This window comes from Neorhizobium galegae (genome assembly GCF_017877055.1).
In the GTDB taxonomy this organism is placed as follows: domain Bacteria; phylum Pseudomonadota; class Alphaproteobacteria; order Rhizobiales; family Rhizobiaceae; genus Neorhizobium; species Neorhizobium galegae_D.
In genome coordinates this window covers 16,680-32,846 of the sequence record NZ_JAGIPG010000004.1, presented here as the reverse complement: position 1 = coordinate 32,846, position 16,167 = coordinate 16,680, and the positions used below count along the sequence as shown (strand labels likewise).

Annotated in this window: 19 protein-coding genes, 1 tRNA gene and 1 pseudogene; 12 read left to right on the top strand and 9 right to left on the bottom strand. The window is 60.6% G+C overall.

All coding sequences use genetic code 11. The features are described from left to right. Positions 1–30: 30 nt before the first annotated feature. From hisD to J2857_RS23320, 9 genes are all read left to right on the top strand, one after another. Positions 31–1,344 carry a histidinol dehydrogenase gene (gene hisD, locus J2857_RS23360; RefSeq protein ID WP_210012508.1) on the top strand — a complete coding sequence of 438 codons (1,314 nt, stop codon included), beginning with the start codon at positions 31–33 and terminating at the stop codon, positions 1,342–1,344. Between the two features lie 3 nt (positions 1,345–1,347). After that, positions 1,348–1,821, top strand: a complete 474-nt coding sequence (locus J2857_RS23355; protein ID WP_210012507.1) for a UPF0262 family protein — start codon at positions 1,348–1,350, stop codon at positions 1,819–1,821. 2 nt (positions 1,822–1,823) lie between these two features. Continuing rightward, entirely contained in the window at positions 1,824–2,303 is a 480-nt protein-coding gene (locus tag J2857_RS23350) for a low molecular weight phosphatase family protein (RefSeq protein ID WP_210012506.1), read from the top strand. A 166-nt stretch (positions 2,304–2,469) separates the two neighbouring features. Beyond that, positions 2,470–2,688: a translation initiation factor IF-1 gene (infA, locus tag J2857_RS23345; protein WP_004435948.1), complete on the top strand. Its 219-nt coding sequence runs from the start codon at positions 2,470–2,472 to the stop codon at positions 2,686–2,688. A gap of 24 nt (positions 2,689–2,712) precedes the next feature. After that, positions 2,713–3,333, top strand: a complete 621-nt coding sequence (locus J2857_RS23340) for a Maf-like protein (RefSeq protein WP_210012505.1) — start codon at positions 2,713–2,715, stop codon at positions 3,331–3,333. A gap of 122 nt (positions 3,334–3,455) precedes the next feature. After that, a complete protein-coding gene (gene yacG / locus J2857_RS23335; protein ID WP_210012504.1) occupies positions 3,456–3,665 on the top strand; it encodes a DNA gyrase inhibitor YacG in 210 nt (69 codons plus the stop codon). A 182-nt stretch (positions 3,666–3,847) separates the two neighbouring features. Continuing rightward, positions 3,848–3,923: transfer RNA gene (locus J2857_RS23330), tRNA-Phe, on the top strand. A gap of 210 nt (positions 3,924–4,133) precedes the next feature. Continuing rightward, on the top strand, positions 4,134–4,511 hold the full coding sequence (locus J2857_RS23325; protein ID WP_210012503.1) for a PH domain-containing protein: 378 nt from the start codon (positions 4,134–4,136) through the stop codon (positions 4,509–4,511). Positions 4,512–4,543: 32 nt separating this feature from the next. Next, complete coding sequence (locus J2857_RS23320) at positions 4,544–4,798, top strand: SDR family oxidoreductase (protein ID WP_210012502.1); 255 nt, start codon at positions 4,544–4,546, stop codon at positions 4,796–4,798. A gap of 76 nt (positions 4,799–4,874) precedes the next feature. Here the strand turns inward: J2857_RS23320 and J2857_RS23315 are convergent, their stop codons facing one another. From J2857_RS23315 to J2857_RS23295, 5 genes are all read right to left on the bottom strand, one after another. Next, the gene (locus tag J2857_RS23315) at positions 4,875–5,768 is read right to left on the bottom strand and encodes an alpha/beta fold hydrolase (RefSeq protein ID WP_210012501.1); all 894 of its coding nucleotides are present in this window, start codon (positions 5,766–5,768) and stop codon (positions 4,875–4,877) included. A gap of 113 nt (positions 5,769–5,881) precedes the next feature. Continuing rightward, positions 5,882–7,051, bottom strand: coding sequence for an amidohydrolase (locus J2857_RS23310; RefSeq protein ID WP_210012500.1), 1,170 nt, complete (start codon positions 7,049–7,051; stop codon positions 5,882–5,884). Positions 7,052–7,053: 2 nt separating this feature from the next. Continuing rightward, the gene (locus J2857_RS23305) at positions 7,054–7,692 is read right to left on the bottom strand and encodes a GntR family transcriptional regulator (protein ID WP_210012499.1); all 639 of its coding nucleotides are present in this window, start codon (positions 7,690–7,692) and stop codon (positions 7,054–7,056) included. 386 nt (positions 7,693–8,078) lie between these two features. After that, positions 8,079–8,843 (bottom strand): pirin family protein, encoded by a 765-nt coding sequence (locus tag J2857_RS23300; protein ID WP_210012498.1) that lies wholly within the window; start codon positions 8,841–8,843, stop codon positions 8,079–8,081. A gap of 67 nt (positions 8,844–8,910) precedes the next feature. Further along, the gene (locus J2857_RS23295; protein ID WP_145642388.1) at positions 8,911–9,486 is read right to left on the bottom strand and encodes an isochorismatase family protein; all 576 of its coding nucleotides are present in this window, start codon (positions 9,484–9,486) and stop codon (positions 8,911–8,913) included. A 138-nt stretch (positions 9,487–9,624) separates the two neighbouring features. Here J2857_RS23295 and J2857_RS23290 point away from each other — a divergent pair, with 138 nt between their 5' ends. After that, positions 9,625–10,509 (top strand): LysR family transcriptional regulator, encoded by an 885-nt coding sequence (locus J2857_RS23290; RefSeq protein WP_210012497.1) that lies wholly within the window; start codon positions 9,625–9,627, stop codon positions 10,507–10,509. Here the strand turns inward: J2857_RS23290 and J2857_RS23285 are convergent. Continuing rightward, on the bottom strand, positions 10,506–10,850 hold the full coding sequence (locus J2857_RS23285) for a winged helix-turn-helix transcriptional regulator (protein WP_210012496.1): 345 nt from the start codon (positions 10,848–10,850) through the stop codon (positions 10,506–10,508). The two genes, J2857_RS23290 and J2857_RS23285, sit on opposite strands and share 4 nt — an antisense overlap. Positions 10,851–10,957: 107 nt before the next feature. On the opposite strand from J2857_RS23285, the gene J2857_RS23280 reads away from it, so the two are divergent. Continuing rightward, positions 10,958–11,953: an NADPH:quinone reductase gene (locus J2857_RS23280; RefSeq protein WP_210012495.1), complete on the top strand. Its 996-nt coding sequence runs from the start codon at positions 10,958–10,960 to the stop codon at positions 11,951–11,953. Positions 11,954–11,989: 36 nt separating this feature from the next. Here the strand turns inward: J2857_RS23280 and J2857_RS23275 are convergent, their stop codons facing one another. Continuing rightward, entirely contained in the window at positions 11,990–13,405 is a 1,416-nt protein-coding gene (locus J2857_RS23275) for an aldehyde dehydrogenase family protein (protein WP_210012494.1), read from the bottom strand. 99 nt (positions 13,406–13,504) lie between these two features. Here J2857_RS23275 and J2857_RS23270 point away from each other — a divergent pair, with 99 nt between their 5' ends. Next, entirely contained in the window at positions 13,505–14,419 is a 915-nt protein-coding gene (locus J2857_RS23270) for a LysR family transcriptional regulator (protein ID WP_210013018.1), read from the top strand. A gap of 103 nt (positions 14,420–14,522) precedes the next feature. On the opposite strand, the pseudogene J2857_RS23265 reads toward J2857_RS23270, so the two are convergent. After that, positions 14,523–14,849, bottom strand: a pseudogene (locus J2857_RS23265) (alpha/beta fold hydrolase); the annotation flags it as partial. A 259-nt stretch (positions 14,850–15,108) separates the two neighbouring features. Beyond that, on the bottom strand, positions 15,109–15,987 hold the full coding sequence (locus J2857_RS23260) for an NAD(P)H-binding protein (RefSeq protein WP_210012493.1): 879 nt from the start codon (positions 15,985–15,987) through the stop codon (positions 15,109–15,111). Positions 15,988–16,167: the final 180 nt, after the last annotated feature.

The window sequence follows — 16,167 nt, the reverse complement described above, 5'->3', positions numbered from 1 at the left end:
ATCGTTTTTTGAGTTGGAAGGAATATCCGCTTGGCAATCTGGCTGGATCAGGCGTCGCAGGATTTTGAGGCGAAGTTTTCCGCATTTCTCTCCACCAAGCGGGAGGTCTCGGAAGATGTGAATACGGTGGTGCGGGCCATCATCGACGATGTGCGCGCCCGCGGCGATCAGGCGCTGATTGATTATTCCGCCCGTTTCGACGGGATCGACCTCGCCAAGGTCGGGATCAAGGTCACCGAAGCCGAGATCGATGCGGCCTTCGCCGAGACCGACCGGAAGGTCATCGACGCCCTGAACCTCGCCGCCGAACGGATCGAGCGCCATCATGCCCGGCAGATGCCGAAGGACGATATCTACGAGGACGCGATCGGCGTCGGCCTCGGCTCGCGCTGGACGGCAATCGAGGCGGTCGGCCTTTATGTTCCGGGCGGCACCGCCAGTTACCCGAGCTCGGTTCTGATGAATGCGGTGCCGGCAAGGGTTGCCGGCGTGCCGCGCGTGGTCATGGTCGTGCCGGCCAACGGCGGCAAGATCAACCCGGCCGTGCTCGCTGCCGCCCGCATCGCCGGCGTCACCGAGATCTACCGTATCGGCGGTGCCCAGGCCGTGGCGGCACTCGCCTATGGCACCGAGACGATCGCCCCGGTCGCCAAGATCGTCGGCCCCGGCAATGCCTATGTGGCGGCCGCCAAGCGGCATGTCTTCGGCACTGTCGGCATCGACATGATCGCCGGTCCTTCGGAAGTGCTGGTCATCGCCGACGGTGAAAACGATCCCGACTGGCTGGCGGCCGACCTGCTCGCCCAGGCCGAACACGATGCGGGCGCCCAGTCGATCCTCGTCACCGACAATGCCGGGCTAGGCCGCGCGGTGGAGGCTGCCGTCGAGCGGCAGCTGAAGACCCTGTCGCGCTCGGAAACCGCTGCCGCCAGCTGGCGCGATTTCGGCGCCGTCATCCTGGTGCCGGACCTGAACGCGGCTTTGCCGCTCGCCAACCGTATCGCCGCCGAGCACCTGGAGCTTGCCGTTGCCGATCCCGACGCGCTGCTGCCCGGCATCCGCAACGCCGGCGCGATCTTCATCGGCCGCCATACGCCGGAAGTGATCGGCGATTATGTCGGTGGCTCCAACCACGTGCTGCCGACGGCGCGCTCGGCCCGGTTCTCCTCCGGCCTTTCGGTTCTCGACTTCGTCAAGCGCACCTCGATCCTGCGCCTCGGCCCGGATCAGCTCCGCCAGCTGGCGCCGGCGGCGATCACGCTTGCCCATTCCGAGGGGCTCGATGCCCATGCACGCTCCGTCGCGATCCGCCTCAACGGCTTGCCCCTCGACGACGAGGGCTGACGGATGGGGCGGGCGGTCTACCGGCTCTACGACGTCGTTCTGGACGACTCGATCGGGCGCTCCACGCCCGATGTGGAACATGAGCGGGCGGTCGCCATCTTCGATCTCGTCGAGGAAAACTCCTTCGAGCCACTCGGCCATGCCGGCGGCCCCTACAAGCTGAAACTTTCGCTCGTCGACAGCAAGCTGGTGCTCGGCATCACCACGGACAAGGACGAGCAGGTCGCGACCCATATCCTGTCGCTGACCCCCTTCCGGCGGATCATCAAGGATTATTTCATGATCTGCGAAAGCTACTACGAGGCGATCCGCTCCTCGACCCCGAGCCGCATCGAGGCAATCGACATGGGCCGGCGCGGCGTCCATAACGAGGGCTCGCAGACGCTGATGGACCGCCTCGACGGCAAGATCCGCGTTGATTTCGATACTGCCCGGCGGCTTTTCACGCTGGTCTGCGTGCTCTACTGGCGCGGCTGAGCATGGAGGCAATGCCCGCCCCCGAGACGAAGGCCAAAAAACCAGGCGCCATTCTTTTCATGTGTGGCTTCAACGTCATCCGTTCGCCGATGGCGGAAGCCATTGCAAAGCGGCTGCTGCCACCCGATATCTACGTCCAGTCGGCGGGGGTGCGCTCCGGCGAGCGGGATCCTTTCGTGGATGCAGTCCTGGAGGAGGTCGGGCTTTCGATCGGCCGCCACCAGCCGCGTACGCTGGAGGAACTCGAGGACGATTTTTTCGACCTGATCGTCACGCTGACGCCGGAAGCCCACCATGCCGCACTGGAACTGACCCGTTCAAACGCGGTGGACGTGGTCTACTGGCCGACCATGGACCCGACCGCTGCAACGGGCACCCGCGACCAGATGCTGGATGCCTATCGCGAGGTTCGCGACCATCTCTGGAAGTTGATCGACGAGCGCCTTTCCGGCATCAGCCGGCATCCGGCCGAGACGGCCTGAAACGGCCCGCCTCGACGCTCCACGCAGGCCGGTTGAAACGACATTGAGAATAGCGCTCAAGCTAGGTTCACAAAGCGGACATGATTGTGTAGTTTCCGCGCAAATTTCCGGGCGGGCGAAAACAAGCTTTGCCGGCCCAAACCCAACACAGGAAGAAAACCTATAGATGGCTAAAGAAGAAGTCCTCGAATTCCCGGGCGTCGTGACCGAACTCCTGCCCAACGCGACATTCCGCGTGAAGCTCGAAAACGAACACGAAATCATTGCCCACACCGCCGGCCGCATGCGCAAGAACCGCATCCGCGTTCTCGCCGGCGACAAGGTGCTCGTCGAAATGACGCCCTACGATCTGACCAAGGGCCGCATCACCTACCGCTTCAAGTAACCTTATCATTCGCGGCGGGCTCTCATGGCGCTGGAACAAAAGCTGATACTGGCCTCCGGTTCTCCGCGCCGCCTCGACCTCCTCAACCAGGCCGGTATTACGCCGGCGCGGCTGATGCCGATGGATATCGACGAGACGCCGAAGAAATCCGAACATCCGCGTTCGCTTGCCCGAAGGCTGTCAACCGAAAAGGCCGAAGCGGCGCTTAACGCCATCAGAAACGATCCGGCCTGGCGGCACAGCTATATCCTGTCGGCCGACACGGTGGTCGCCGTCGGCCGCCGCATTCTCGAAAAGACCGAATATACGCAAGAAGCCTCGTCCGCCCTGCACCTGCTCTCCGGGCGCGGCCACTGGGTCTATACCGGCATCTGCCTGATCACCCCCGGCGGCCAGTTCCGCCAGAAGGTGGTCCAGACCAAGGTTCGCTTCAAGCGGCTTTCCACCCGCGAGATCGAAAACTACATCGCGTCGGGGCAGTGGCGCGGCAAGGCGGGCGCCTACGCGATCCAGGGCATTGCCGGATCCTTCGTCCAGAAACTCGTCGGCTCCTACAGCAATGTCGTCGGCCTGCCGCTTTTCGAGGTGACCGGGCTTTTGGCGGGCGAAGGCTTCGACGTCGCGGCGGCCTGGCCAGAGGGCTGACAAGGCCTGGCAGGGCATTGAGGCAAAGAGCCGCCAACATGCATGTCTCCATCCGCTTCCTCAGGCGCCTCCTCGCCCGCTGAAGCGCCATTTCATGCCCCCAAGAATAGGAGTGTCCAACGATGGCATCCGAACCCATCAAGACCGGCGGCAAGGTCGAGCCGCTCAGGAAGACGAGGCCCTGCCCGGAATGCGGCAAGCCGTCCTCGCGCGACAACTACCCCTTCTGCTCCGATCGCTGCCGCACGCTCGACCTGTCGCGCTGGCTGAAGGGCTCCTACGCGATTCCGGTTTCGGACGACGAGACCAAGGCCGACGGCTCGGACGACTGAGCCGGACAACCGAGAAGCGGACAAGCGGGTGACTGTTTTTGTTCAGGAAATCGCGATTTTCGCAAACCTGTCAAAAAAGTGGGTTCCGGCGCTGGACATGGCCGAACAAGATGTTATAACCCCGCTCGCTCCGGGGGAAACGCCCCCGCCGGTCCCGACCGGAAGGCTTCATAGGCCTCGATGCCCGGATAGCTCAGTTGGTAGAGCAGCGGATTGAAAATCCGCGTGTCGGTGGTTCAAATCCGCCTCCGGGCACCATTTTCCTAAAGGAAATCAAGCGCTTGGCGCAGTTGCGCTTTTCATCGTGTTGCACCCGTGTTGCAAAAGATTCCCAATGATTTCAACGGTGATCTAGGTGTTGCAATTAAGTCCATGCAACACGTTTGCAACACGAGAAGGCTGGCTCTGGGAGTGCTTGCCACAGACGCTCTTCACCCTATCTTCCGCAAAGGAACGGGGGATAGCGACATGGGTATCTTTGACGGCCTTCTCGGGCATGGATCGACGGTAGACCCCAATGATCTGAAGCGCCGTCTAGACGGCGTTTTGATCGACGGCGAAACGCCGCAACTGGCCTTCAAGGTAATTCGCGATTTCTTTGTCTTCACTCAGTCCCGCATCATTCTTGTCGACATCCAGGGCTTGACCGGTAGCAAAGTCGACTACACCTCAATTCCATACAAGGCGATCACCCGCTTCTCAGTTGAAACGGCTGGAACGTTCGATCTCGATTCTGAACTCAAGATTTGGGTTTCCGGCTCCAGCACCCCAATAGCCAAGACTCTGAAGAAAGGCACGGACGTCCGCGGCATTCAAAGGGCGTTGGCGACTGGAGTGCTGAGGTAGCGAGCCGAAATCGGGTAGCAGGTCTAAACGGGATGCCGAAGCCTTACGCCAGCGCCAGTCTAGATGAGGCTTTCCGCAAGGCGGCCCTTACGCGAGGGCTTGCGCCGGATGCGCCATGGCCCGAAGTCGAAAGGGTCGCACTGCCAATGTTCGCGCAGGTGCCGATAAGGCGAGTTGGGACAGTGGATGAAATCGCCGATGCCGTCGCCTTCCTCGCAAGCCCGCGTGCGAGCTATATCACTGGGGCAAATCTGCGGCTTGACGGTGGAATGTGGCCCGGCCTCTAGACGGATACGAAAGGAGCGCCACGCCCACGGATCGGCAATCGGTGCTGCTCCAAGTCCGACGAACCGATTGCGGCCTCTAGGACGCGAAACCGCACCAACCTTGAACTGTTGTTATAGCGTCGGCGAAATCATGTGGCGCCTCCCAGGGCAGATTATGTCCGCACCCGACCACTCGATGCTCGTGTCGTGCTTTGAACATCGGGGCATGATCAGCCGTTCCGCCGGGCTTTAACGGATCTTGCGTCCCGTCGATAGTGATCGCGGGAACGGTTATGGGTGGCTTTTCGGCCAACCGCGTTTCCAGATCAGCCAGAGCGGGATCTCCCGCTGCGTTCCCGAAGTCGAAGCGATAGGAGTGGATGACGACATCGACGAAGTCCGGATTGTCGAAAGAGGCCGCTGTGCGGTCAAACGTCGCGTCGTCAAACGCCCAGGTCGGCGACCACTGCTTCCAGAGGATCCTGCACAAATCGCGGCGGTGGAGAGCCAAGCACTCGCGGCCGCGCTCGTGCTGGAACAGATGTTGGTACCAGACAGCCTGTTCCAGGCTGGGCTGGTAGGCATGGCCCAGCCGCTTCACGTCGATAACGTCGTAGCCCGCATAGGAGACCAGGCCGGCCACTCGATCAGGCCACAGTGCCGATGCAACGCATGAAGCAAGGCCACCCCAGTCATAGCCGGCGAGAATGGCCTTCTCGATGCCAAGGGCGTCGAGCAAGTTGATAACATCCTTGCCGAGAGCAGCCTGCTGGCCGCTTCGCATTGTGGAGCCTGATAGGAAGCGAGTGGGGCCAAAGCCTCGTAGATACGGGACAATCACCCGGGCTCCCGCTTCCGCCAGGCGAGGTGCAACCTCGTCATAGGCGTGTATGTCGTACGGAAACCCATGGCTCAGCAACACAGGCCAACCTTCGGGCGAGCCGTGTTCAAAATAAGCAATTTCGAGAGTGTCTGTTTTGACTGTTCGCATGAAGGTCCTCGCATCTGGAACTGCTTCGTGACGCACTCTCTTTGCGAGCGCCTGCCATAGCGGCGGCTTGGGTAGCTTTCAGGACGCTGAGGAGCGGGTGCGCACGCGGGTTATCATTGCAGTTGCTGTTCAACGACTGCGGCGAAGTAAGAAGCCCCAAAAGGCAGAGCCTCGTCATTGAAGTCAAACCACGCGCTGTGAAGGATCCGGCCATTATCATCCGGGCCATTTCCGATCCACCCGTAGCATCCGGGCCGGTCTTCAAGCATGAAGGCAAAGTCCTCCACAATCATCGTCTGCGGCGGGTTTGTCTCGACCTTGGTGAATACCGATAAACCTGCAGCTTCGGCCGCTCGCGCTGTGGGCTCGGAGTTAACGAGGGTCGGATATTGCTGAGCATACGACACCTTGCAATGGGCACCTGTCGACAACGCTATACCTTCGACGACGCGGCGAAGCGCCGGTTCCGCTGCCGCGCGTGCTCGGGGAGAGAAAGCTCTCACCGTGCCTCGAATGGTGACTGTGTTCGGCAAGACGTTGTAAGCGTCCCCACCATGGATCTGCGTCGCGCTAACGACAAGGGCGTCGAGTGGATCAGTGTTTCGCGCGGCAATTTGCTGAAGCGCGACGAGGATATGACCGGCCGTCAGAACAACATCAGCGCCCTTGTGTGGTTGCGCTGCGTGCATGCCCTTGGACAACACCTCTATCTCAAAGCTATCGCCCGACGCCATCATCGGGCCGGCCTTAACCGCGAAGGTTCCGACGTCCATTCCCGGCCAATTATGCAAGCCGTATATCTCGTCGCATCGAAAGGTTTTGAACAATCCTTCGCGGATCATTCGAGCCGCCCCGCCATCCGCGCCTCCCATTTCCTCAGCCGGCTGAAAGATGAAAACAACGCGGCCCGAAAAATTGCGGGTTTCGGCAAGATAGTGTGCGGCACCCAGCAGCATGGCTGTATGCCCATCGTGCCCGCAAGCGTGCATGACCCCGCCGTTCCTCGAACGGTGTCCAAAATCGTTGCGCTCCCCGATAGCGAGCGCGTCCATGTCGGCGCGAAGACCGATGGAGCGTTCGCCTCTTCGACCCCCGTACAGGACGCCAACGACGCCGGTTCCGCCAATGCCTTCGCTGACCTCGATCCCGAAGGACCGAAGTTTGTCAGCGACGAACTTTGCTGTTTGATGCTCTTGGTAGGAAAGTTCTGGATTGGCATGAAGATGACGCCGCCACTTGCTCATCTCGTCATGGAATTCTGCGATCCTGTTGATGACCGGCACAGTCAGTACTCCGTGTTCTGAATGTCGCGATAGGCTAGCCGGAGATGCTCCGTCAGGCGGTCAATTGCGTCGTCCGCATCCGCGTTGCGGCAGGCCTGCAGCAGTTCGCGATGCTCGGCAGCCGATTTCTCCGATCGGACAACGATGGACTTCGCAATCGTTTCCGCAAAAGCAGATGCCCTGTTGAGATGCTCGATGGTCCTCATGAGCGTTCGCCGGCCTGAGGGATGGTAGAGTGCATGATGGAATTCCCAATTCAACTGGGAGAGCTTGTAGAGGTCGCGTTCTGCGTCAGCTGCATCGAGCGCCATCTCTGCCTTGGCGAAATCAAGCTTTGTGTGATGCTCAAGCGCAGACTTGAGTGCAAGCGGTTCCAGCAGAAGGCGCATATCAAACAGATCGCGCACCATTTGCGGATCAGGTTGTGCAACACGTGCTCCCTTGAAGCCGACCGCCTCGACTAACCCTTCCTCGGCGAGTGACTGAAGCGCGTGCCGGAGAGGAGTGCGACTGATACTCAAGTGTCCCGATAAGGCTTCCTGCCTAAGTGGCTGACCGGGACGATATGTCCCACTCAGGATAAGCGTCCTAATCTTGTCGGTCGCCGCTTCCGACTGAGTCTTTTCAGTATCCGAAATCATAATTGTATCCAATAATAAAAATGCTATGCTGTCAAGTAGCGGTACATGCGGGAGAATGAAGTAATGGCCCGGTTGCCACTCACTCCGATTTTACGTCGCTGGAGCGCGGTATGGCCCGGCGAACCAACCGCATGCCAGTCTGATTAGCTGTTTCCCAAGCGCCTTCGTGAGCTACGATGAAGCTGGGCGAGCGCGTCGTGGAGTGTCGGAGGCTGCGGATAACCTCACGGGAGTCCGCAGTTAGCTATATTTTTTCCCAGCTAAGCTGGTCGGCAGGACTGAGCATGCAGTCCGCTTAATCACGCGTCAGAAGTTCGAATTGGTTCAAGAGCGAAAGTTACTTTTACTCCTGACTATGGCCCACGTCGTGGTAGGATCAGCAGGTATTACCGGCCAAGAGGGTTAGTTGCGGACTGTCTCTGGTTCCCGCTGAACACGCCGCCGCGGTAGACTTCCGCCTTGGGATCGAACGAAAATAACATGACGTCGGACGCAACTAATGCCGTCGGATGCTTATCAAACCCGGTTAAGAACAGGCTTTCGCCTTCCGAGACGACCTGGTCGCCCAAGGTGATCTTTCCGCTATAGACGTAGAGCAGCATATTGCGTCCCGTATCCGTTATCGGCAAGCGCAGCTGAACGTCGTTGCGGATGCGGGCATCGAAGACTCGGACATCGGATCGTACCAACAGCGGCGCCTTGTGCGGTCCGGCGATCAGCCGCCAGCTATCGACGCTGTTTTCTTCAGGGAACTCATGAAACTGCACGACAGGTTCGAGGTCGGCGGCGTTCGGTCGGAGAAATATCTGCAGAGCCCGCACCGGATTGTCCCCGAGCATCAGTTCCTCGTGCTGGAAAGTGTGTCCCGCGTTCATCATCATGAAGTGGGTGTTGTCGAGCCTCTTCTCATTTCCGACGGTGTCGCGGTGCAGCATCTCGCCGCCGCGTATATAGGTGAGGATTTCGTCGTCCTTGTGCGGGTGCATGCCTATGAGATGGCCCGGCTGAACCTGGGCGCGGTCGATCCTGCCGATGGGACCGATCCCGCTGTCGTCGGGTGTCAGTGACAGCCCCGGATACATGATCTCGACGTCGAAACCCTGGCCGATGTTGCCGCGCATACGTCCTGCAGGGATTTTAATGATGGTCATTGGACTGTTTCCTTCGATCTCGGGCGCGGGCGACAGTCGCCCGCGCCGAACGCAGCGCTTTCAGTTTTCAGTGGTAGTTCAAGATGCCGACGAGCTTCTGGCCGAGCGGGCTCGTCCAGTCGACGGCGAGTTCGGAGATGATCTGATCGACGGTGGTGATGATCGCGCCGGCCTTTTCCATGCGCCGCAATGCGATGTCGTCGCCGTATTTGGTGTAAGAGGCGGAGGCGTCGGCCGAGACCTGCACCTCGTAGCCTTCGTCGAGCATCTGGAGGACTGGGAAGGTGACGCAGATTTCCGTTGTCACGCCGGCGACGAACAGCTTCTTGCGGCCGGTCGCCTTGACGGCTTGGTTGAAGCCGTCATGGTGCATGGCGTTGACGATGCCGGGACGCTTGACGCGGGCTTCGAACGCTTCCGGCAGGATGGCTTCCAGCTCCGGCAGCAGCGGCCCCTGGATCTGGTCTTCCATGCTGGAGGTCAGGATCGTCGGGATGTTGGCGGCTTTGGCGATCCGGGCGAGCTTGAGTGCGTTCTGCTTGACCAGGTTGATATCGTGCGAGTGGGTCCAGGCCATCGTGCCGATCTGATGGTCGATCAGCAGCATGGCGGAATTCTCTGGGGTGAAGACGTCTTTATGCATTGTCGTGTTCCTTTTTGCGTTGTCGGCGGCTGTCGGGTTGGATTTCGGTCCGCTCGATGATTGGAATTTAGCGTTGCGATAGACGGCACGGTAGCTCTACAGTCGACCACTCTGTGCAACGAAAAATGGAACGCGGGAATGATCAGCTTCGAGGACATGCAGACCTTCGTTGAGGTGGCGGACGGCGGTGGCATCACGGTCGCCGCGCGGCGTCTGGGACTGCCGAAGTCGATCGTCAGCCGACGGCTCGTCCGCCTCGAGGGCGAGCTCGGCGTCCAGCTTCTGGCGCGCACGACCAGAGGAGCATCACTGACGGAAGCGGGCGCTTCCTTCCGCGAGCACGCCGCCCGCATGTGTCTGGAAATGGACGTCGCGCGCGAAGAGATGCTGCCGACCGGGGATTTGCGGGGCCGCCTGCGGGTGGCCGTTCCCTCATCCTTTGGTCCGGGACACTTCGCACCGGCGCTGGCCGAGCTCGCCCGCCGCCATCCGCTGCTGCAGCTTCACGCGCATTACAGCGACCGATACGTCGACCTTGTCGCAGAGGGTTTCGACTGCGGCATCCGGGTCGGGTATCTGCAGGATTCGAACCTGACGGCGCGCAAGATCGGCGCCTTCGCAGCAGGCCTGTTCGCCAATCCGGAATACCTGCGTATCCACGGCGTCCCACAAAAGCCTTCGGACCTGCGCGAACATCAGGCCGTCCTGCAGGGCACCGAAAGCTGGAAGGTGTCCGACGGTAGCCGGACGGTCGTCGTCAACGCTCAGGGGCGGTTCAAGGCGGACAGTGCCGTTGGGATCGCCGAGGGCACGGCGGCCGGGCTTGGCGTTGCCGCTCTGCCGGTGGTGATCGCGCAAAGCTACGTAACCGCCGGCAGCCTCGTGCCGATCATGGCCGAATATGGCTTGCCGGAGATTGGCGTCTACATTGTGCGGCCGCCGGGATCGCACGTGTCCCGCAAGGTCAGGGTTCTGATCGACTTCTTTGTCGAGAGGTTTTCCGCAAACGCTAGCGCTACCTAACGCAAAAAACCCTCGAACTGTGTCGCCGAACGCCGCTCCTGGAACGCAACACCCCAGTCGCGCATAGCCATCAGCACGGGCGCGAGCGTCTGCCCGAACGGTGTGAGCGAATACTCCACGCGCGGAGGGACTTCGGCGAAGACTTCTCGGGCGACGATGCCGTCGGCTTCGAGCTCGCGGAGCTGCATCGTCAGCGAGCGCTGGCTCGGGTCGCCGACCAGCCGGCGCAGCTCACCGAACCGGCGCGGTCCGCCCAGCAGCCGGTAAATGATCATCGGCTTCCACTTTCCTCCCGTGACATCGACGGTGGTCTCGACGGGGCATTTCTGGCCAGCGGTCATCACGCTCTCCAATAGTGTACTTTCTATCCCTATAGGCAGAACTGTTGCCTACTTGCAAGCTTGCATGCGTCGCGCCTAGTTGGAGGCAGTTATTTACGAGGTGCATAATGCGAGCTGCTTTTTACGAACGACAAGGAACTGCCAGGGCGGTGCTGAGAGTGGGAGACCTACCCGATACGCAACCCGGCGCGGGAGAAGTCCGGGTGAGAGTGGTCGCCTCCGGCATCAATCCTTCCGACATCAAGACGCGAACCAGATTTGGCGGCAAGGCCATGCCGTTCCCTCTGATCGTACCGCATCAGGACGGAGCGGGCGTCATCGACGCCGTCGGCCCCGGCATCCCCGAGACGCGCATCGGCGAGCGCGTCTGGATCTACATGGGCCAATGGGGTCGGGCATTCGGGACCGCGGCGGAATTCGTCGTCGTGCCCTCCGTGAAGGCCGTAAGGTTGGTCGACAACGTATCCTTCGAGATCGGAGCGGCGCTCGGCGTCCCTGCGATGACCGCGCATCGCTGCCTGTTCGCCGACGGAGACCTGCGCGGCAAGCGGGTTCTCGTTCAAGGTGGAGCAGGCGCCGTCGGCAATGCGGCGATCCTTCTTGCGAAGTGGGCGGGGGCATGGGTGGCGGCGACGGTGAGCCGTGAGGAACAGGCGGAGGTCGCGCGTGCGGCGGGGGCCGATCTTGTCGTCAACAGGCACGAGGAGGACGTCTCGCAGACCGTGCGGTCGGCGACTGACGGCCATGGCGTCGACCGTATCGTCGACGTCGATATCTCCGCCAACATCGACGTAGCGGTCTCCTGTCTGGCCCGCGACGGCGCCGTCTCGGCCTACTCGACGGAATCTCCGCAGGCCAGGCTGACAATCCCGTTCTTCCCGGCGCTGCTGGGCGGCTTCTCGTTCCGTTTCGTCTACGTCTATAGCATGCCGGAGGCAGCGATGCGGCAGGCGGCCGATGAGGTTTCGGCCTGCGCCGCGTCAGGGGCATATGCTCCGCGGATCGCGAAGACGTATGCCCTCGACGCAGTGGCCGATGCGCACGAGTTGCAGGAGAGCGGGAAAGCTGTCGGTAAGGTTCTGGTCAGATTGGGGAGCGGGTGACGGGCGGAGTTCAAGCTCCGCTCGTCGTGGCTATAATCAAGCAATGATAGCCTTTGGCTCCAGAAATGCCTCCAGGCCAAACACGCCGTATTCGCGGCCGATGCCCGACTGCTTGAACCCGCCGAATGGAGCGAGAGGTTCATGGGGTGCACCGTTGATCACGACGCGTCCGCTGTCGAGCCGATCCGCAAGCGCCTGCATCCGCGAGGCGTCGGTGCCATGCAGATAGGCCTGAAGTCCATACGGGGTGTCGTTGGCGATGGATATGGCCTCGTCCTCGTCGCGATAGGCGATCACCGTCAGAACCGGGCCGAAGATTTCTTCACGCGCGATGCGCATCTGGTTGTTGACGTCAGAGAATATGGTCGGCTTCGTGAACCAGCCACGATCCAGTCCGGCCGGCCGGCCCAGGCCGCCCATCAGGAGGTTGGCGCCCTCCCGCGTCCCCAACTCGATATAGGACTGGACGCGGTCGTACTGCTTGCGGCTGACCATCGGTCCGATCATCGCGTCCGGATCGTCGGGGGCGCCGACCTTGAACGTCTCGATCTCCCGCTTCAGCCTGGCCAGGACCTCGTCGAGCCGATAGGCGGGAGCCAGGATGCGGGTGCCGGCGATGCAGGCCTGGCCGCTGTTGATGAACCCCATCCGCAGTACGGCGGGAATAGTCGCATCCAAATCGGCATCGTCGAGAATGATGTTCGGTCCCTTGCCGCCAAGTTCCAGCGTGACGCGCTTGAAGGTGTCGGCACCACTTCGCAGGATTTCCCTGCCGACCGCCGTGGAACCTGTGAAGGTCACCTTCGCGATGTCCGGATGCCGGCTGAATTCCGCGCCGACGACATTGCCAAAACCGTTCACGATGTTGAACACGCCCTTCGGCAAACCCGCTTCATGAAGACACTCGGTGAGGATCTGCGTCTGTATCGCACTCATCTCGCTCGGCTTCATGACGATGGTTGAGCCGGCGGCGATGGCGGTTGCGAGCTTCGAGGTGATGAAGCCGATATTGCTGTTCCACGGGGTGATGGCGGCGGCGACGCCGGAGGGCTGCATTACCACCCGCGCACGGCCGATACGGCGCTCGAACTCATAGTCCTCGAGGACATCCGCCATCGCCAGGAAGCTTGAAGCTGCATGCGGGATGGCGAACCGTGTGAAGGTTTGCGGAGCGCCGTATTCAAGCGCCATTGCTTCCGTCAGATCGGAGACGCGCGCGGCGACGGCTGCGCTCAAACGCTTAAGCATCTCGATACGCTCGGCTTTTGTTGTTCGTGAGAACGCGGGGAAGGCGCGTTTCGCGGCGGCGACAGCCTCACGCGCATCTTCCATGCCGCCAAGGCTTACCGTGCCGATTTTCTCCTCCGTGGATGGATTATGGAGGTCAGCAGTCTCCGATCCCCTCGGTGTGACGAAGCTTCCGTTGATATAAATCTTGTCGATGTTGCGCATCTCAAACTCCTTTTAGCTGTCCAGCCATAACTGGCATTTCGGGACTGTCCTGATAAGCTATTCAAAGATGCTCAGCCTGTTAGGAGATTACGGACAATGATGCGCGGCTCACTTGCTGAACTGGAGGCTGTCCTTGCCGTCTCTTCACAGGGCGGGTTCCGGGCGGCAGCTCGAGAACTTGGGATCTCGTCGTCGTCGCTCAGCCAGCAGATCGCTGCACTCGAGACTCGCATGGGAGTGAGGCTGTTCAACCGCTCGACGCGTAGCGTCGTCCTTTCAGCGGCGGGCGAGCAGTTCGTGGCAGGCGTTGGCCCGGCGCTGGAGGCGATCCGCAGCGCCGTCGAGCATGTCGATGAACATCGGGCAGAAGCCACGGGCGCCTTGCGGATCAATACATCCGTCGGGGCCACACGGATGATCCTGACACCGCTTATCCTGGAATATATGCGACGGAACCCGCAGATGGCGGTGGAGATCGTCACCGAAGGGGCGCTGGTCGACGTCAACGCCAGGGGCTTCGACGCCGGGATCAGGATCCGGGAGGCCGTTCCTCCTGACATGGTGGTCGTCCCGATCGGCGACAGCATTCGTCCTGCCATCGTCGGTTCGGTCGAGTATCTTCGGAGGCATGGAACGCCAAAGGCCCCGGCGGATCTTCAGCACCACATGTGCATCCGCGCCCGTATGGCGAGTGGTACCATCTATCGCTGGGAGTTCGAGCGGCGAGGCGAGAGCTTTGCGCTCGACGTTCCAGGCAAGCTCGTCCTCGACGATAGCGACCTGATGCTCCGGGCCGCCCGTGATGGAGCCGGACTCGCCTATCTGAACGAATGGCAAGTCGCAGACGATCTTGCTGCGGGCAAGCTGGAGCAGGTGCTTTCTGACTGGACCCCGCCCTATCCCGGCTTATGTGTCTACTATCCTGGAAGACGCAATATTCCAGCGAAGCTCCGCCGGCTTGTCGACTTGATCCACGAGGTTCGGCAAAGCAGCGATGTCGGGGGGTCGTATTGAATTAGGAGTTTCGATGAAGCTTGAAGTGGATTTCAAGCCAGGTCTTGACGCCGTTATCAGGAGGGAGGTCGCATGTGGCGAACCTCCCTCCTTGAAGCCTGATTTAGCTCTGGATGAATGCCAGCATATCCGCGTTCAGGACATCAGGATTGGTCGCAAGCATGCCGTGCGGGTAGCCCGGATAGACCTTCAAGGTCCCATTCTTCAGCAACTTCACGGCAAGATTTGCGGAAGCCTTGACGGGAACGATCTGGTCGTCGTCGCCATGCAGGACGAGCGTCGGCACCGAAATCTTCTTCAGGTCCTCGGTCTGATCAGTTTCCGAGAAGACCTTGATCCCATCATAATGGGCCTTGGCACCGCCAATCATGCCCTGGCGCCACCAGTTCTGGATGAGGCCCTGCGAGATTTTTGCGCCTTCCCGGTTGAAGGGGGCAGAACAAGATTAGTGCGAAATCGTACGCCAATCAAATTCGTCTATATTTTCCGTGGTTTGTCGCCTGTACTGAATATGAAGTTTTAGGGTGAAATGCTTTTAGGACCAGTTTTGGGAACGAATATCGATCTCGAACATCACTTCCTCGGCTAAACGTACGATTTCGCACTAACCTTGTTCTGACCGCGTCATGATCTTATCCCTGAAGCGGGTGGTCAGAGGCGATCTCTGTCCACCTGCTCGGGCGACGCGATCATGCTTTCGGAATGAATGGCCGGAGAGCGTCCACCAATTCCGTCGGTCCGTGGCGAACCTCCCCGGCGTTTGGCTCAACGTCGACCAGCCCGCCCTTGTTCTTGGCGTCGTTCGATTTGATGAGAAGGTCCGCCAGACTCGCAGACATACCTTTCGCGAAGATTCCTTCCCACTGCGACCGAGGAACAGGCCGCGCACGGACTGTCTTGCACGACAGCTCGCTCAGCGCCGTCGCCACGTCAGCGGCGCTATACCGGCGTGGCCCCTCCGCATGGATAATCGAAAGCGGTTTCTCCCATTCCGGTAACAGCAACAGATTTGCGGCGATCACGCCGAGGTCCCGCGCGGAGATCGTCGGCTGCTCCATGTCAACCGGGTCCTGGAAGGACGGTAGCACGCCCGATTGGATGGCATCGGGGATGCCGCGTGCCCAGTTGTGCATATGCTCGGCTGATCGCAGGATCAGTATATGGCTTTGAAGCCCGCGTAGCCCCGCCTCGAACTCATGAAAGACGCTCGGCATGCCGATGTCGTCGGCGACGTGAGCGCCATAGTCAGAAATCGCCAGAACTTGCTTAGTACGCGTCTGAGTGAGAGCCGCGACAGTGCTTTCGGCCGATCGGCACATATCTTCGGCAGGGTCTGCCGCTTGGGGTCGCAAGGGCAGGATGACCTGTACGGCGTCTGCGTCGCCGATCGCGCTGGCGAGCGCTGCGGAGTCCTGAAGGTCCGCCACAGAAATCTCACATCCGATCTCGCTGAGCCGTGCCGCCTTTGCCGCATCGTGAAGGATCGCCCTGACAGGGACGCCCGCGTCACGCAGCGCTTTTGAAGTTGAATAGCCGACGTTGCCCGCGGCTCCGATAATTGCGAACATGCTAGTCTCCTTAATGTGGGACACCAGCCTTAAGAAACCGGCTGTCGCGTTTCGCACATAATCAGCCGGGGCTTTGCAAATTCAGTCAGATTTCGGGCGCGGGGCGGTCGATCTTACCAGATGTAAACCTGAGACTGTTCGGATATTACACGAGAACGGCAAATAGCCGTTCTCCAGCGC

What these genes read in the sequence shown, in the direction of transcription:
- J2857_RS23280 (WP_210012495.1), top strand. Translation starts at nt 10,958, where the DNA reads ATGCGAGCTGCTTTTTACGAACGACAAGGAACTGCCAGGGCGGTGCTG.
- J2857_RS23315 (WP_210012501.1), bottom strand. Translation starts at nt 5,768, where the DNA reads ATGCGAACAGTCAAAACAGACACTCTCGAAATTGCTTATTTTGAACAC.
- J2857_RS23260 (WP_210012493.1), bottom strand. Translation starts at nt 15,987, where the DNA reads ATGTTCGCAATTATCGGAGCCGCGGGCAACGTCGGCTATTCAACTTCA.
- J2857_RS23290 (WP_210012497.1), top strand. Translation starts at nt 9,625, where the DNA reads ATGATCAGCTTCGAGGACATGCAGACCTTCGTTGAGGTGGCGGACGGC.
- J2857_RS23305 (WP_210012499.1), bottom strand. Translation starts at nt 7,692, where the DNA reads ATGATTTCGGATACTGAAAAGACTCAGTCGGAAGCGGCGACCGACAAG.
- J2857_RS23285 (WP_210012496.1), bottom strand. Translation starts at nt 10,850, where the DNA reads ATGACCGCTGGCCAGAAATGCCCCGTCGAGACCACCGTCGATGTCACG.
- J2857_RS23340 (WP_210012505.1), top strand. Translation starts at nt 2,713, where the DNA reads ATGGCGCTGGAACAAAAGCTGATACTGGCCTCCGGTTCTCCGCGCCGC.
- J2857_RS23295 (WP_145642388.1), bottom strand. Translation starts at nt 9,486, where the DNA reads ATGCATAAAGACGTCTTCACCCCAGAGAATTCCGCCATGCTGCTGATC.
- J2857_RS23275 (WP_210012494.1), bottom strand. Translation starts at nt 13,405, where the DNA reads ATGCGCAACATCGACAAGATTTATATCAACGGAAGCTTCGTCACACCG.
- J2857_RS23355 (WP_210012507.1), top strand. Translation starts at nt 1,348, where the DNA reads ATGGGGCGGGCGGTCTACCGGCTCTACGACGTCGTTCTGGACGACTCG.
- infA (WP_004435948.1), top strand. Translation starts at nt 2,470, where the DNA reads ATGGCTAAAGAAGAAGTCCTCGAATTCCCGGGCGTCGTGACCGAACTC.
- J2857_RS23325 (WP_210012503.1), top strand. Translation starts at nt 4,134, where the DNA reads ATGGGTATCTTTGACGGCCTTCTCGGGCATGGATCGACGGTAGACCCC.
- J2857_RS23270 (WP_210013018.1), top strand. Translation starts at nt 13,505, where the DNA reads ATGCGCGGCTCACTTGCTGAACTGGAGGCTGTCCTTGCCGTCTCTTCA.
- J2857_RS23300 (WP_210012498.1), bottom strand. Translation starts at nt 8,843, where the DNA reads ATGACCATCATTAAAATCCCTGCAGGACGTATGCGCGGCAACATCGGC.
- J2857_RS23320 (WP_210012502.1), top strand. Translation starts at nt 4,544, where the DNA reads ATGCCGAAGCCTTACGCCAGCGCCAGTCTAGATGAGGCTTTCCGCAAG.
- J2857_RS23350 (WP_210012506.1), top strand. Translation starts at nt 1,824, where the DNA reads ATGGAGGCAATGCCCGCCCCCGAGACGAAGGCCAAAAAACCAGGCGCC.
- yacG (WP_210012504.1), top strand. Translation starts at nt 3,456, where the DNA reads ATGGCATCCGAACCCATCAAGACCGGCGGCAAGGTCGAGCCGCTCAGG.